This is a genomic window from Micromonospora craterilacus, assembly GCF_003236315.1.
GTDB lineage: Bacteria > Actinomycetota > Actinomycetes > Mycobacteriales > Micromonosporaceae > Micromonospora > Micromonospora craterilacus.
In genome coordinates this window covers 1-14,245 of the sequence record NZ_POTY01000064.1, presented here as the reverse complement: position 1 = coordinate 14,245, position 14,245 = coordinate 1, and the positions used below count along the sequence as shown (strand labels likewise).

Annotated in this window: 13 protein-coding genes, 1 tRNA gene and 1 pseudogene; 4 read left to right on the top strand and 11 right to left on the bottom strand. The window is 74.8% G+C overall.

The window, feature by feature from the left end; translation table 11 throughout:
- Positions 1 to 39: 39 nt before the first annotated feature.
- The gene (locus tag C1I95_RS12690; protein ID WP_111214008.1) at positions 40 to 786 is read right to left on the bottom strand and encodes an SAM-dependent methyltransferase; all 747 of its coding nucleotides are present in this window, start codon (positions 784 to 786) and stop codon (positions 40 to 42) included.
- A 131-nt stretch (positions 787 to 917) separates the two neighbouring features.
- Between C1I95_RS12690 and C1I95_RS12685 the strand changes: the two genes are divergently transcribed.
- The 3 genes from C1I95_RS12685 (at position 918) to C1I95_RS12675 (ending at position 2,567) form a co-directional block, all read left to right on the top strand.
- Positions 918 to 1,799 carry a universal stress protein gene (locus tag C1I95_RS12685; protein WP_111214007.1) on the top strand — a complete coding sequence of 294 codons (882 nt, stop codon included), beginning with the start codon at positions 918 to 920 and terminating at the stop codon, positions 1,797 to 1,799.
- A 76-nt stretch (positions 1,800 to 1,875) separates the two neighbouring features.
- Entirely contained in the window at positions 1,876 to 2,091 is a 216-nt protein-coding gene (locus C1I95_RS12680) for a phosphatidylethanolamine-binding protein (RefSeq protein ID WP_111214006.1), read from the top strand.
- Positions 2,088 to 2,567, top strand: coding sequence for a hypothetical protein (locus C1I95_RS12675; RefSeq protein WP_111214005.1), 480 nt, complete (start codon positions 2,088 to 2,090; stop codon positions 2,565 to 2,567). Before C1I95_RS12680 ends, C1I95_RS12675 begins: the two co-directional genes overlap by 4 nt.
- On the opposite strand, the gene C1I95_RS12670 is transcribed toward C1I95_RS12675, so the two are convergent.
- Positions 2,564 to 2,767, bottom strand: coding sequence for a hypothetical protein (locus C1I95_RS12670; protein WP_111214025.1), 204 nt, complete (start codon positions 2,765 to 2,767; stop codon positions 2,564 to 2,566). The two genes, C1I95_RS12675 and C1I95_RS12670, sit on opposite strands and share 4 nt — an antisense overlap.
- A gap of 133 nt (positions 2,768 to 2,900) precedes the next feature.
- Between C1I95_RS12670 and C1I95_RS12665 the strand changes: the two genes are divergently transcribed.
- Positions 2,901 to 3,548, top strand: a complete 648-nt coding sequence (locus C1I95_RS12665) for a hypothetical protein (RefSeq protein WP_111214004.1) — start codon at positions 2,901 to 2,903, stop codon at positions 3,546 to 3,548.
- 7 nt (positions 3,549 to 3,555) lie between these two features.
- Here the strand turns inward: C1I95_RS12665 and C1I95_RS12660 are convergent, their stop codons facing one another.
- The 9 genes and pseudogenes from C1I95_RS12660 to fdh all read right to left on the bottom strand — a co-directional run.
- Positions 3,556 to 3,741, bottom strand: a complete 186-nt coding sequence (locus C1I95_RS12660; protein ID WP_111214003.1) for a hypothetical protein — start codon at positions 3,739 to 3,741, stop codon at positions 3,556 to 3,558.
- 72 nt (positions 3,742 to 3,813) lie between these two features.
- On the bottom strand, positions 3,814 to 4,011 hold the full coding sequence (locus C1I95_RS12655; protein ID WP_111214002.1) for a hypothetical protein: 198 nt from the start codon (positions 4,009 to 4,011) through the stop codon (positions 3,814 to 3,816).
- Between the two features lie 46 nt (positions 4,012 to 4,057).
- Positions 4,058 to 4,822, bottom strand: a complete 765-nt coding sequence (locus C1I95_RS12650) for a hypothetical protein (RefSeq protein WP_111214001.1) — start codon at positions 4,820 to 4,822, stop codon at positions 4,058 to 4,060.
- A gap of 34 nt (positions 4,823 to 4,856) precedes the next feature.
- Positions 4,857 to 6,650 (bottom strand): selenocysteine-specific translation elongation factor, encoded by a 1,794-nt coding sequence (gene selB / locus C1I95_RS12645; RefSeq protein WP_111214000.1) that lies wholly within the window; start codon positions 6,648 to 6,650, stop codon positions 4,857 to 4,859.
- Positions 6,651 to 6,652: 2 nt separating this feature from the next.
- Positions 6,653 to 7,957, bottom strand: coding sequence for an L-seryl-tRNA(Sec) selenium transferase (gene selA / locus C1I95_RS12640; RefSeq protein WP_111213999.1), 1,305 nt, complete (start codon positions 7,955 to 7,957; stop codon positions 6,653 to 6,655).
- 20 nt (positions 7,958 to 7,977) lie between these two features.
- Positions 7,978 to 8,073: transfer RNA gene (locus C1I95_RS35215), tRNA-Sec, on the bottom strand.
- A gap of 53 nt (positions 8,074 to 8,126) precedes the next feature.
- The gene (gene nrfD, locus C1I95_RS12635) at positions 8,127 to 9,302 is read right to left on the bottom strand and encodes an NrfD/PsrC family molybdoenzyme membrane anchor subunit (RefSeq protein WP_199523724.1); all 1,176 of its coding nucleotides are present in this window, start codon (positions 9,300 to 9,302) and stop codon (positions 8,127 to 8,129) included.
- A complete protein-coding gene (locus C1I95_RS12630) occupies positions 9,299 to 10,288 on the bottom strand; it encodes a 4Fe-4S dicluster domain-containing protein (RefSeq protein WP_111213998.1) in 990 nt (329 codons plus the stop codon). The genes nrfD and C1I95_RS12630 overlap by 4 nt, the downstream gene beginning before the upstream one ends.
- A gap of 53 nt (positions 10,289 to 10,341) precedes the next feature.
- Positions 10,342 to 13,578: pseudogene (gene fdh / locus C1I95_RS12625) on the bottom strand (formate dehydrogenase); the annotation flags it as partial.
- Between the last annotated feature and the right edge of the window lie 667 nt (positions 13,579 to 14,245).

Here is a 14,245-nt window from a genome sequence, read left to right as displayed (position 1 = left end):
TCTGGGGCAAGCATCATACGGAGGCGAGTCCAACCATGGTCACCCGGCCGACCGCACCGCCACCGCGCCGTGGAAGGCGTCCGGCACCTGCGCCGGCGGCCCGTCCGGCCGCCACTCGGTCACCGGCACCACGCCCTCCGCCGTGGGCGTCCACCGGCCGAGCAACGGGCCGAACGACGCCGGCGCCCGCATCCGGAACGCCGGACCCATCATGGCCAGCGCCTCGGGATGGCCGGCCAGTTCCTCGGTGTCGAAATCGATCGCCAGGTGACTGCCCGGCGCCACCGCCGCGTACAGCTCGTCGAGGGTGCGGGCGAGGGTCTCGTCGTCGAGGAAGGCGGCGAGACCGAGGAACACCACCCCCACCGGGCGCCGACCCCAACCCGGCACGAAACGGTGCAGCAACGCCGGGTCCAGCGTGCCGATGTCAGTCGCGTCGCCGAAGCCGTAGCCCGCCCGGTCGCTGCCGGCCAGGATGCGCTGTCCAAGGCGGATGGTCACCGGATCCACGTCGGTGTAGAGCACCGTCGCCTCGGGGACGGCCTCGTGCACGTTGCCCATGGTCGGCACCCCGGCGCCGAAGACCAGGAAACTGTCCACACCGGTGGCGGCGATCCCGCGTACCGCCCGGCCGAGGAAGGCACGCAGCGCCCGGAACACCGGCGCGCACGGCCCGTACGCCTGCTCGAAGGCGCGGGCCGCGGCCACGTCGACAGGGTAGTGGTGCTCCCCGCCGAGCCAGAAGTCGATCATCCGTGCGGTGCTCGGCTGGTCGGGCTCCACCATCGACGACGCTCCCTCCCCCAGGCGGTCGTCGTCAGCGTACCGACACCAGGCCGCTCGCCGGTATCGCCCCGCTGGTCAGCGTCGGCCGCGATACTGACCGAGATCGTGGCCCCACAGCCGGGAGGTGGACGGTGAACTCGGCCAACGGCGCGGCGGTGGTGGTCGGCGTGGACGGCTCCGAGTCGGCGCTCACCGCGGTACGGCTCGCCGCCGCGGAGGCGGCCCGGCGGCACCGGCCGCTGCGGGTGGTGCACGCCTTCATCTGGCCGATGCTGCACTCCCCGATCACGCCGGCCACCGACGGCCCACCCGGCGGAGGGCTACGGGAACAGGCCGAGCGCCTGGTCACCGCGGCGGTCGACGAGGCCGCGGCGACCGCGCCGGGGCTGCGCATCACCGGCGAGATCATCGACGGTGAGCCGGCCGCGGTGCTGCTCGGCGAGGCGCCCACCGCCGCGCTGGTGGTGCTCGGCGACCAGGGACAGGGCGGGCTCACCGCGCTGGTGGTCGGCTCGGTCGCGGTGCAGGTGACCGCGCACGCCGACTGCCCCGTGCTGGTGGCCCGCGGCACGCCGCGCACCGACGGGCCGGTGGTGGTCGGGGTGGACGGCTCGGCGCTGTCCCAGCGGGCCGTCGAGTTCGCCGTGCAGACCGCCGCCCTGCGCGGCGCCGAGGTCGTCGCGGCGCACGCCTACCGGCATCCGGCCTCCACCGGCCCCGGCGACATGCAACCCCTGGTGTACGACGAGTCGGAGCTGCGGGCCGACGAGGAACGCACGGTCGCCGAGGCGGTCGCCGGGCTGGCCGAGCGGTACCCGGAGGTGTCGATCACCCGGGAATCGGTACGCGGTCGCGCCCCGCACGTGCTCACCGACGCCTCCCGCCGGGCGCAACTGCTGGTGGTGGGGGGTCAGGGGCGCGGCGAGCTGACCGGGTTGCTGCTGGGGTCGGTGAGTCGGTCGGTGCTGCACCACAGCCACTGTCCGGTCGCGGTGGTCCGCACGCCACGGTAGGCGGCCGACGGTTGGCGGCGGTCCAGGCGGGTAGACGGGCCGCGTACGCCACCGGCGACGACCAGAGGAGACAGCGATGCCAGGACCACGGCCGGGCAGCAACGCCTACGACAAGCAGCGCGCCCGTATCCGCAACGCGATCGACGACTCCGGTCGGCACACACCGGACCAGCAGGCCAACGAGACCGCCAACCGGATCCTTCAGGAGGACCGGGGTCAGCGCGGCATCGTCCGGGGCGAACGAACGTACGGCCCGAAGGGCAACCGCGAACCGGGCGACCCGAAGAAGTGAGGGGCACCGCGCTGGCCGACGGGCTCATCGCCGGGGCGGTGGGCACCATGGCCCTCAACGCCGTGACCTACCTGGACATCGTGGCCCGGGCCCGCCCGGCCAGCCAGACCCCGGAGGAGAGCGCCGGACGGGTGGCCGGCGCGGCGCACGTCAACCTTGGCGCGCCCGAACAGGCCACGAACCGCCGCTCCGGCCTCGGCGCGCTGATGGGCTACGGCCTCGGCGTGGCCGCGGCGGTCGGCTTCGCCGTACTGGTCCGTGGCCGGCGGCAGCCGATGCTGCGGGCCGCCGCGCTGCTCGGCGGAGGCGCGATGACGCTCTCCGACGGGTCCCTGACGCTGCTCGGCGTCACCGATCCGCGGCAGTGGCGACGCGCCGACTGGGTCGCCGACCTCGTTCCGCACCTCGCGTACGGACTGACGGCCGCAGCCACCTGGAACCGGCTGCGGCCGTCAGGGTCGAGCAAACGCCGTTAACGGCGGTCGCTGTCGTCCTCGGCCACCGGCTGTGCGGCCGGGCCGTACGGCGACACCTGCCCGTGCGGCACCGGACGCCCGGTGTCCCCGGACGACGAGCCGGCGTTGCGCGGATGGCCAGCCGGGCCCGGACCCTTGTTGTCCTGGCTCGTGCCGCCCTGCGCGTTGCGCCGGAACTCCTGCTGCTGCGGGTTCGTCACGGTCGTCTCCCTTCGCCGGTGGCGGGACGCGGAGACCGCGTCCACCGGCGGCTTACCCGCCGCCGTCGCCGGCATTCCGCGACGGCGACCCCTGCGGCTGCCTAGCCCGGCGCGAGACGGGTACACCGCGACGATGGGCGACCAACGGGATATGGCGCAGGTCCTGCTGACCCGTCGCACGTACGCCGAGGAGGCGGGGATCGCGCTCGCCGACCGGCCGGCACCCCTGTACCAGCTGCTGGTGCTCGTCACCCTGCTGAGCACCCGGATCAGGGCGCAGGTGGGGGTGGCCGCGGCCCGGGAACTCTTCGCCGCCGGCTACCGCACCCCACAGGCGATGGAGGCGGCGAGCTGGCAGCAGCGGGTCCACGCGCTCGGCCGGGGCCACTACCGCCGCTACGACGAGCGGACCGCGACCATGCTCGGCACCGGTGCCCGGCTCTGCCTGGACCGGTGGCACGGTGACCTGCGGCGGCTGCACCGGGAGGCGGCCGGCGACCCGGCCACGCTGCGCCGGCTGCTCATCGAGTTCCCCGGCATCGGGCCCACCGGCGCGGACATCTTCCTGCGCGAGGTGCAGACGGTGTGGCCGGAACTGCGCCCGTACGTCGACCGCCGGGCGGTCGCCGGGGCGAAACGGCTCGGCCTGCCCGCCACGACCGACCGGCTGGCCGGGCTGGTCGACGAGGTCGACTTCGGCCGGCTGGCCTCGGCGCTGGTGCGGGTGGCGCTCGGCGAGGAGTCCGCGGGGCAGATCAGCCGCAGCGCCGCCGCCCGCTGACCGGCTGTCACTTCGCCGCGTCGCCGCCCGGCTTGGTCAGGTGCCACACCAGCAGTGCCGCGAGCAGCGCCAGCACCACCAGCCCGCCGGAGATCCCGCGCCCCTCCTCGGACGATCGGCCGGTGGTGCCGAAGTAGATCACGGCGAGGCCGGCCAGTACCGCGACGAACTTCCGGATGCCTCGGTCCCTCACCGCTCGCACGTTACGGACCCCGCCGCCGCGCTGCCGGTTTTGGGGGGTGTTGTCCCCCGACCGGGCGAGCCGTCAGTCGGACTCCAGGTCGTCGAGGGAAATCTTGTGGGTCATCAGCCAGCGGGCCAGCGCCGACATGCCGAACAGCCACAGCGGCGCCGACTCGGTGGTGCCGTTGGTGGCGAAGATGGCGAACCGCAGATCCGGCGCGCGGTACGCCTCGATCCGCCACTGGTGCTGCCTGTCCCGCCAGACCGCGGATGGGTCCATGGCGTCACGGTAGGCGCCCGGACCCGCCGCCTACCAGCGGATGGACTCAACCGGGCACCAGGAAACCGCCGAGCAGCGCCCGCGCTCCGGCCAGGACCAGCGACAACGCGATGCCGCCGAACACCAGGCAGCCGAAGCCCAGCCACCCGGACCGGTCGCCCCGCCCCTGCCATTCCGGATGGCCGACGAACCGCCGCTCTCGGAACCAGAACATCAGCACGCCGAGCCCGAGGGGCAGCAGGCCGATCCAGAACCAGAACCAGCGCGTCCCCGCGGCCGGCACCGGCCCGCCGACCACCATCGCCAGCCACACCAGGCCGATCACGGCCGCGGCCAGCACGGCCGCCTGCGACAACCGGTACGCCAGCCCCTGCTCACCACCCCAGGTGACGCCGCGCAGGGAAACCCACTCGTAGTCGAGGGCCGACCCCGGGTAGGTCACGCCCGCGTCGTCGAAGCCGACCTCGTCAGCGTCGGGCACACTCTCGTCGGAATCATCGTCGAATACGGTGTCGAAATCGGGGCCGGGGCCGACGAATGGGCCGATGTCGGCGTAGCGGACCTGGCCGTTCTGCAGCGTCCAGACCGCCAACCAGCCCGTCTGGCTGACCCGGGGCGGTGTCCGGGCGCCCCAGAACGAAGGCCACTCGTCGGTCCAGCCGTCGGCGCGTTGGGCCGTCACCACCCGGCCGGCGGCGGCATCACGCTCCAACTGCTCGGCGGGCACCTCCCGGGGCGCCGACCACCAGGCCAGCCCGGCCCAGACCAGCCACAGCAGCGGCAGGCCCCAGCGCAGCCCCAGCAACACCACCGCGCGACCGACCGCCGACCGAACGGGGCTGTGATCATGGCGTCATCGTGGCAACCGCCGGCAACCCGCCCGCCGCCGGAACCACCATCCGGGCGTCGTCGGGCAGCCGGCGGGTCATCCCCTCCCGGTCCAGCAGCTCCAGCAACGGCACCGCCACCCGGCGGGTGGTGTCCAGGGCCTGCCGGGCGGCGCTGAGCGTGAACGGCTGCGGCAACTCGGCCAACACCCGCACCGCCTGCCGCGGCGCGCCGGGCAGCAGCAGCACGTTGCCGGTCAGCCGCAGCAGAGCACCGGCGCGTACCGCCGCGCCGATCTCCCGGGCACCGAGCCCGACGGCGGCGAGCCGGTCGGCGTCGGGGGCGCGGAACGGGTGTACCGCGTAGTCGGCGCCGACCAGGGCCAGCGCGCGGGCCACCGGCTCGGGAAGCCGCGCCACCCCGGCGACGCCGACCCGACCGGCGACCAACGCCAGCGGCGGCCGGACCAGGGCCTCGACCAGCGCCCGGTCGGGCAGGCCGAGGCGGTGACGCAACACCTCGACCGGGGCACCCGGCTCCAGCGGGTGCTCCCGGGCGTGGCCGGCCACCGCATCGGCGAGCCGGTCACCCAGCTGCCGCCAGTGCTCCGGGTCGGCCAGCCAGTCCCCGGCCACCGGCACGGCGGTCACCGGCACGCCCGCGCGGACCAGGTCACCGGCCCGGACCAGCCCCCTGCGGCGCAGCTCGCCGGCCAGATCGGGGCGGCCGTCCAGGGTGGCCAGCACGGCCGCCCGGGCCGCCGCGGCGCCCCGGCGTCGCAACTGTGGCGGCAGCACGTCCAGCACGGTGACCCCGCCGGCGACGTGGTGGCGGCCCGGATCACGCAGCAGCGCCCGGTCACCCACCAGCAGCGGCAGCGGGCGGCCCAGCCGCAGCCGGGCGGTGTCCCGGCCCAGCGGGCGGACCCGCACCGGCACCGCGGCCGAGCCGACGTGCAGGGTGAGCGTGGCCGGCAGGTCGGCCACCGGGTCACCGGCCAGCCGCACGTCGACCAGGTCGGTCGCCCGGAACCGGCCCGGGGTGAGCAGCGCGTCGCCGCGGGCGACCCGGTCGCGGGCCACCCCGCGCAGGTTGACCGCCACCCGGGCGACCGGCCCGACCTCGCCGCACGCCGCGCCGAGAGAGTGCAGACCCCGGACCCGGACCGGCTCGCCGGTGCCGGCCAGCTCCAGTTCGTCGCCGACGCGCAGCCGGCCGGCGCCGAGGGTGCCGGTGACCACCGTGCCGCTGCCGCGCACCGTGAAGCTGCGGTCGACCCAGAGCCGGACCGGGGCGTCGGCCGTCGGGGCGGGCAGCCGGGCGGCCAGCCGGTCCAGCGCGTCGCGCAACTCGGGCAGGCCGGTGCCGGTGACCGCGCTGACCGCCACCGCCTCCACCAGGCCCAGCGAGGTCGCCGCCAGCTCCGCCCGGGCCCGCTCCAGCGCGGGCCGCGGGTCGGCCAGGTCCGCGCGGGTCACCACCAGCAGGCCGTACGCCACCCTGAGCGCGTCCAGCGCGGCAAGGTGCTCGGCTGACTGCGGCATCCAGCCCTCGTCGGCCGCGACCACCACCACCGCGGCCGGCACCGGGCCGACGCCGGCGAGCATGTTCGGCACGAACCGTTCGTGTCCCGGCACGTCGACGAACGCGACGGTGCCGCCGGACGGCAGCGCCGTCCAGGCGAACCCGAGGTCGATGGTCATGCCGCGGCGGCGTTCCTCCGCCCACCGGTCGGGTTCCATCCCGGTCAGCGCCCGCACCAGCGTGGACTTGCCGTGGTCGACGTGCCCGGCGGTGGCCACCACGAGCATGCTCAGTCGTCCCCCGGAACGGCCAGCACGGCGGCGCGGACCTCGGCGTCGGCGTGCTCCGGCACGCACCGCAGGTCCAGCAGCAGCCGGCCGCGAGCGACCCGGCCGAGCACCGGCGGGTCACCGGTGCGCAGCGCAGCGGCGTACCGCTCGGGCAGGCTCAGGGCCCACGAATCCAGCTCCACGCCGGGGGCACCGCCGCCACCGACCACGGCGACGGCCGGCACCACCTCGATCTTGCGGCCGTCGGCGGCCAGGGCGTCGCGCAGCCGTTCGGTCCGGCCGCGCAGCGCCGCCGCGTCGACGTGCAGGGCCGTACGGGTGGGGGTGGCCGGGTCGCCGAGGGTGGCCGCGAGGGCGGCCAGGGTCAGCTTGTCCACCCGCAACGCCCGCGCGAGGGGGTGCCGGCGCAGCCGCTCGACCAGCTCGGCGGTGCCGAGCAGCAGCCCGGCCTGCGGGCCGCCGAGCAACTTGTCGCCGCTGGCGGTGACCAGAGCCGCCCCGGCGCGCAGGGTGCTGGCGGCGTCCGGCTCGTCGGGCAGCAGCGGGTCGGGGGCGAGCAGCCCGGAGCCGATGTCGGCGACCACGGGCACGCCGAGGTCGGCCAGCCGCCGCACCGGCACCGCGGAGGTGAAGCCGGTGACCCGGAAGTTGGACGGGTGCACCTTGAGCAGGAAACCGGTGCGGGGACCGATCGCAGCGGCGTAGTCGGCGACGGTGGTCCGGTTGGTGGTGCCCACCTCCCGCAGCCGGGCGCCGGTGCTGGCCAGCAGGTCGGGCAGCCGGAAGCCGTCGCCGATCTCCACCAGTTCACCCCGGCTGACCACGATCTCCGCGTCGGCGGCGAGCGCGGTGGCCGCGAGGACCAGGGCGGCGGCACCGTTGTTCACCACGTGCACCGCCTCGGCGGAGGGGACGGCGGCGGCGAGGGCGTCCAGGGCGTCGCGTCCGCGCCGGGCCCGCCGCCCGGTGCCCAGGTCCAGTTCGACGTCGGTGTGCCCGGCGGCGGCGACCACGGCGGCCACCGCGGCGTCGGAGAGGGCGGCCCGGCCGAGGTTGGTGTGCAGCAGCACCCCGGTCGCGTTCAGCACGGCCCGCGGCGCGGCCGGCGGCAACGCGGCCAGCGCGGCGTCGGGTACCTCTTCGGGGTCGATCTCGCCGCGGCGGGCCCGGTCCTGGGCCTGCCGGACGGCGGCCTTGACGCGGTCCCGGCCGATGCGGGCGGCGGCCGCGCCCAGCCGCGGCTCCGCCAGCAGCGCGTCGGTGCGCGGCACCCGGCGCCGCGGGTCGGCGCGGCCGTCACCCATCGCGTCAACTCCTCGCAGCCTGGCGGAGACGGACGGGAATCGAACCCGCCTGGCCCGGGTCCCGGACCACACCGGTTTTGAAGACCGGGAGGGGCACCAGCCGCCTGAACGCCTCCACCGAGCATTGGATCACAGCCTGGACGTGGGGGTGCGTCGAGGCTGCCGGTGACTACCGGTCCGGTTCGGCGGCCTCGGCGGCGCGGCGCTGGGCAAGGCGCTCCCGCTGCGGCAGCACCGTGTACTTCGGATCCCGGGCCGAGGCGACGCCGGCCCGGAAGACCCCGAACCGGGTGGCCACCGACGCGGCCAGCAACGCGGCGCCGGAGATCGCCGACACGACCCGGTTGCGGCCCCCCAGCAGCGCGCCGGCCACACCGGCGACGGTCAACGCCCGCCCGGCGTGCAGCAACCGGCCGGCGCGACCGGTCCGGTACGGCTCGCCGACCAGGCCGAGGCGGTTCTCCACCTGGTGCGCGCCGAACAGCTCCAGGGCGGCACCGGCCACCGCCATCCGCCGCGCCGGACCGGCCTGCGCCGGCGGCACGGCGAGCAGCCCCACCCCGGCGCCGCTGGCCAGGGCGCTGCCCGCGAAGACGAACGGCAGATAGGGGTACGCCTCGTGCCAGGACGGCACCGCCGTGTCGGCCAGCAGCACCGCCGTGTACGTGCCCAGGGCCGGCGCGGTCGCCGCAGCGGCCAGCCCGGCGGCCTGCCCCACCGGCGGCAACACCCGGCGGACCAGCCCGAGCGGGCCCCGCTCGGGCAGCCACCGTGCCGCCTCGGCGATGGCGGCGATCCCGGCGGCAGGGCCGTACGCGGTGAGGATCCAGGTGCCCACCGACATCGGTGAGGTCGGCTTCGCCACCCGCAGCATGTGGTGGAACCGTTCCGGCCGGCCCAGGTCCTTGACCAGCAGGACGCCGCTGGCGGTGACGGCGGCCAGCGCGGCGACCCGACCGGCGCGACGCACCGCGGGTCGGCCGGTGACCTGCCCGCCCGCTGCGAGCAGCGAGGAGCCGGCGGCCAGCCCACCGGTGAACAGGTACGCGGCGATCTCCCAGGTCCACACCGGCGGCTTGAGGACCGGCCGCCCGTAGTACGAGGTGAACTCCGCCCGCGGCACGGCGAGCTCCTCGCCTCCCCGGCCTGCTCGGCCGCCGCGCCGCCCGGCCGCTGCCGGCGAGCCGCCGCCGTGGCGACCACGCATCGCCGGCCGCCCGATCGCATCGCCGGCTCCAGACCCGGCCGCATCGCCGGTGCCCGGCGGCGGTGGCGGGTCGGCCGGCCAGAGGCGGTCGCGGAAGCGGCGGAACTTGTCGCCGACGGCCGGTCGGTCCGGGTTCACCGCTTACCTCCGAGGAACGCGGCCGCCGCCGCGGCGGTCATGGCCAGCGCAGCCAACCCCGCCCGCCGCCACATCTTCGGCAGGTCGCGGGTGGTGACCTGCGGGTCCGGCGGCAGGCCGTAGACCTCGGGCTCGTCGAGCAGCAGGAAGAACGCGCCGTCGCCGCCGACCCCGTCGTCCGGGTCGTGGCCGTACAGCCGCGCCTCGGGCATCCCCCGCTCGTGCAGCGTGGCCACCCGGGCGGCGGCCCGCTCACGCAGCTCGTCCAGCGGGCCGTACTGGATGGACTCGGTCGGGCAGGCCTGCGCGCAGGCCGGGGTCAGACCCGCGCCGATCCGGTCGTAGCACAGCGTGCACTTCCAGGCCCGGCCGTCGCCGGCCCGCCGGTCGATGACCCCGTACGGGCAGGCCGACACGCAGTAGCCGCAGCCGTTGCAGATGTCCTCCTGCACCACGACGGTGCCGAACTCGGTGCGGAACAACGCCCCGGTCGGGCAGACGTCCAGACAGCCGGCCTGGGTGCAGTGCTTGCACACGTCGGACATCATCAGCCAGCGGAAGTCGCTGCGCCCGTCGGCGCTGCCGGTACGTCCGGGCGGCCCGGCGGCGGGCATGCCGAGGAACTCGGTCGACCCGGCGGCGGTGGAGCTCGACCCGGCCGTGCCCAGGCCGGCGGTCGGGGCCGGCGCCGGCGAGCCGGCCGCCGCGGGTCGGGGCTGCTCGACGAACGCCACGTGCCGCCACGAGTTCGCGGTCAGCGCGCCGGTGTTGTCGTAGGACATGCCGAGCAGATCCAGCCCGGCGGACGGCACGCCGTTCCACTCCTTGCAGGCCACCTCGCACGCCTTGCAGCCGATGCAGACGCTGGTGTCGGTGAAGAAGCCCATCCTCGGCGGCGCGTCGACCCAGCCCGCCTCCGCTGCCGGATCCCCGACGGGAGCGAGGGCTGGCGGCGTCGCGTGCCGGCCGTCCGGATCGCCTGTCACCCGTTCCCCTCTCCGTCGCCGCCCGGCCCGCCGGGCTCGACCCGCACACCCGGGGTGACCGCCGGCGGGACGGTGCCGGGCACGATGCCGGCCCGGGCGCGGTAATCCTCCACCAGGTCGCGCAGCGCCGCCCCGGTGGGCCGGCGGCCCGGACGGACGTCACAGGTCCCGATCTTGCTCTCCTGGATCAGCACGTTCGGATCGAGGGTGATGCCGAACAGGTCGTTGGCCGAGTCGCCGGTGACCAGCCCCTCGAACCCGAAGTGGTACGGCAGCCACAGCTGGTGGATCACCCGGCCGTCCACCCGCAACGGGACGAGCCGGTCGGTGACCAGCACCTTCGCCTCGATCACCGCCCGGGCGCTGACCAGATGCGCCCAGCCGAGATGGTTCAGCCCGGCCACCGCGGCCAGCTCCGGCGACACCTCGACGAACATCTCGGGTTGCAGCTCGGCCAGCGGCGCCACGGTACGGCTCATCCCGCCGGCGGTGTGGTGCTCGGTGAGGCGGCTGACCGTGAACACGTACGGGAAGACCTGACTGTGCTCCTGCGGTGGACTCGGGTTCGTCGGGTTGACCGGGTGCGCATACATCTTGCGGGTCGGGTTGGCCTGCTGGGCGTAGAGCGGGTTGCGCATCGGCGACTCGGCCGGCTCGTAGTGGGTCGGCAGCGGGCCGTCGAGCACCCCGCTGGGCGCGTACAGCCAGCCCTTGCCGTCGGCCTGCATGACGAACGGGTCGTCGCCGGCCAGGCCGGCCGGACCGGTGGCACCCGCCGGCGGGCGGTACGACGGCGGCTTCGTCACCTCGAAGTCCGGCACGTCGTGGCCGGTCCAGCGCGCCGACTCCGCGTCCCACCACACGTACCGTTTGCGCTCGCTCCACGGCCGCCCCTGCGGGTCGGCGGAGGCACGGTTGTACAGCATCCGCCGGTTCGCCGGCCACGCCCAGCCCCACTCGGCGGCCACCCAGTCCTGTTCGGGCCCGGGGCGGCGCCGGGCCGCCTGGTTGACGCCGTCGGCGTACACGCCGGTGTAGATCCAGCAGCCGACGGCGGTCGTACCGTCGGCGCGGGCCTCGGTGAACGCGGACAGCGGGCGGCCGGTGGCGGTGTCGTACCCGTTGATCTCGCGCAGCACCGCCTCGGCGTCGGGCTCCGCGTACCGACCGTGCGTGGGATAGTCCCAGGTCAGGTCCAGCAGCGCCCGGTCGCGTGGCAACGGCGAGTCGGCCAGCTTCTCCCGCAGCTTACGCCCGAGGTGGTAGAAGAACCACAGCTCGGAACGCGCGTCGGCGGGCGGGTCGACGGCCTTTTCCCGCCACTGCAACAGCCGCTGGGTCTGGGTGAACGTGCCCTCCTTCTCCACATGCGAGGCGGCGGGGAGGAAGAACACCTCGGTACGGCACTGCTCCGGCACGATCTCGCCGGTCGCGACCTCCGGGCCGCGCTGCCAGAACGTGGCGCTCTCGATCATGAACAGGTCCCGGACCACCAGCCAGTCCAGGTTGGCCATGCCCAGCCGCTGCGCCCGGCCGTGCGCCGAGCCGACCGCCGGGTTCTGGCCGAGCAGGAAGTAGCCCCTGATCTTGCCGTCGATCATGTCGAGCACCTGCCGATAGGTGCCGTGGTCACCGGTCAGCCGCGGCAGGTAGCCGTAGCAGAAGTCGTTCTCCGGCGTCGCCGCGTCCCCCCAGTACGCCTTCAGCAGGCTGGTCGCGTAGGCGCGGGCGTTGCCCCAGAAGCCCTTCTGGCCCGGATGGCGGATGTGGCTCACCCAGGCCTCGAAGGTGGGGTGCCGGGCGTGGTGCGGCATCGGCAGATAGCCGGGCAGCAGGTTGAACAGGGTCGGGATGTCGGTGGAACCCTGGATGCTGGCGTGCCCGCGCAGCGCCAGCACCCCGCCACCCGGGCGGCCGATGTTGCCCAGCAGCAGCTGGATGATCGCCCCGGTTCGGATGTACTGCACCCCGACCGTGTGCTGGGTCCAGCCCACCGAGTAGATCAGGCAGCCGGTGCGCTCCCGACCAGAGTTCTCCGTCCAAGCGCGGGCCAGCTCCAGGAACCTCTCCTGCGGCAGGCCGCAGACCCGCTCCACCATCTCCGGGGTGTAACGGGCGAAGTGCCGCTTGAGGATCTGGTAGACGCAGCGCGGATGTTGCAGCGTCTCGTCCCGGTCGACCTGGCCGGCCACCGGGGCGCCGTGCGACTCGTGGTGCATGCCGGCCGCGGTCTCCCGCTCGGCGGCCGTGCGCCCGCTGCCGGAGTCCCGCTCGTGGCCGGCGTACTGCCAGCTGTCCTGCACGTAGCTGTTGGTCGCCGGGTCGAAGCCGGAGAAGAGGCCGTCGGCGTCCTCGGCGTCGACGAAGTCGTCGCTGACGATCGTCGCCGCGTTCGTGTACGCCAGCACGTACTCCCGGAAGTCCAACTCGTTGGCGAGAATGTAGTTGACCACCCCGCCGAGCAGCGCAATGTCCGTGCCCGCCCGGATCGGCAGGTACGCGTCAGCCACCGCACTGGTACGCGTGAACCGCGGGTCGACGTGGAACACCTTCGCCCCACGCCGCTTCGCCTCCATCACCCACTGGAAGCCCACCGGGTGGGCCTCGGCCATGTTCGAGCCCTGGATGACGATAACGTCAGCGTTGGCCACATCCTGTTGGAAAACCGTCGCGCCACCGCGACCGAAGCTGGCCCCCAGACCGGGGACGGTGGCGGAGTGTCAAATACGGGCCTGGTTCTCGATCTGGAGCGCCCCCATCGCGGTGAACAATTTCTTGATGAGGTAGTTCTCCTCGTTGTCGAGGGTCGCCCCGCCCAGGCTCGATATGCCCAGCGTGCGGTGCAGCGGCCGCCCCTCGGCGTCGACGTCCTCCCAGGTCTCGGCCCGTGCGGCCAGCACCCGGTCGGCGATCATGTCCAGCGCGGTGTCGAGGTCCAGGTCCTCCCAATCGGTGCCGTACGGCCGGCGGTAGCGCACCTTCGTCTGCCGCAGCGGGCTGGTGACCAGACTCTTGCTGGCCGACCCCTTCGGGCAAAGCCGGCCGCGGGAGATCGGGCTGTCCGGGTCGCCCTCGATCTGGGTGACCCGGTTGTCGGTCACGAAGACCCGCTGCCCGCAGCCGACCGCACAGTACGGGCAGACCGAACGGGCCACCCGGTCGGCGTCCTGAGTCCGGGCGGTGAGCCCGGCCGTGCGGGCGGACTGCGCCGCCGCGCCCCGGCCCAGCGGGTCGGTGCCGGTGAGCTGCCGGTACACCGGCCAGCCCAGGAGCACGTCCCGCAGACCCACGTTCGACACACCTCCCGACCCGGCGCTATCCGTCTCGACCTTAGGGCAGCAGCCCCGAGTCGGCGAGCCCGCTCGGCAGAACCAGCCGGGTAGGCGGACGCACCTGGCAGAACCGGCCGAGTCGGCGGACCTGCCTCGCAGGACCGGCCGGGTCAGCGGACCCGTCTGGCAGAACCGGCCCGGTAGGCGGATCCGCCTGGCAGAACCGGCCGGGTCGGCGAGCCCGCGGCAGGTCACCGGCAGGCTGGTGGGCTGCTCGGCGGCTGGCAGGACCACGCAGGGGGCGGCGCCCGGCCCGGGTACGACGCCGCCCCCAGGCCCTGTCGGGCCCGGGGGCGGCGGTGGGTGTCGGTGTGCAGGTCGCCTCTCGGCGAGTGGCGCGACGCGGCTCCAGCCGGACGGTATTCCGCGAAGGCAATATAGGTGAGGCCCGGGGACACTGGATCACACCGACGCTCGGTACAACCGACCCACCACCACTATTGTTCCCGCCCCCGCTGCAAGGAAACGGCCCCTTCTCCACGCCTGCCGCGGCGCAGAGGAGGCCCCTCGTTGAAGGCCGGGTGGTGAGTGCCGGGTGGGAGCGTGGTCGCGTCCGCGCGGGAGACCCCGGCCACGCTCGGAGCCAGCCCCGCCCGGGGTTGCCGCCTATGCGGTGGACTCACCG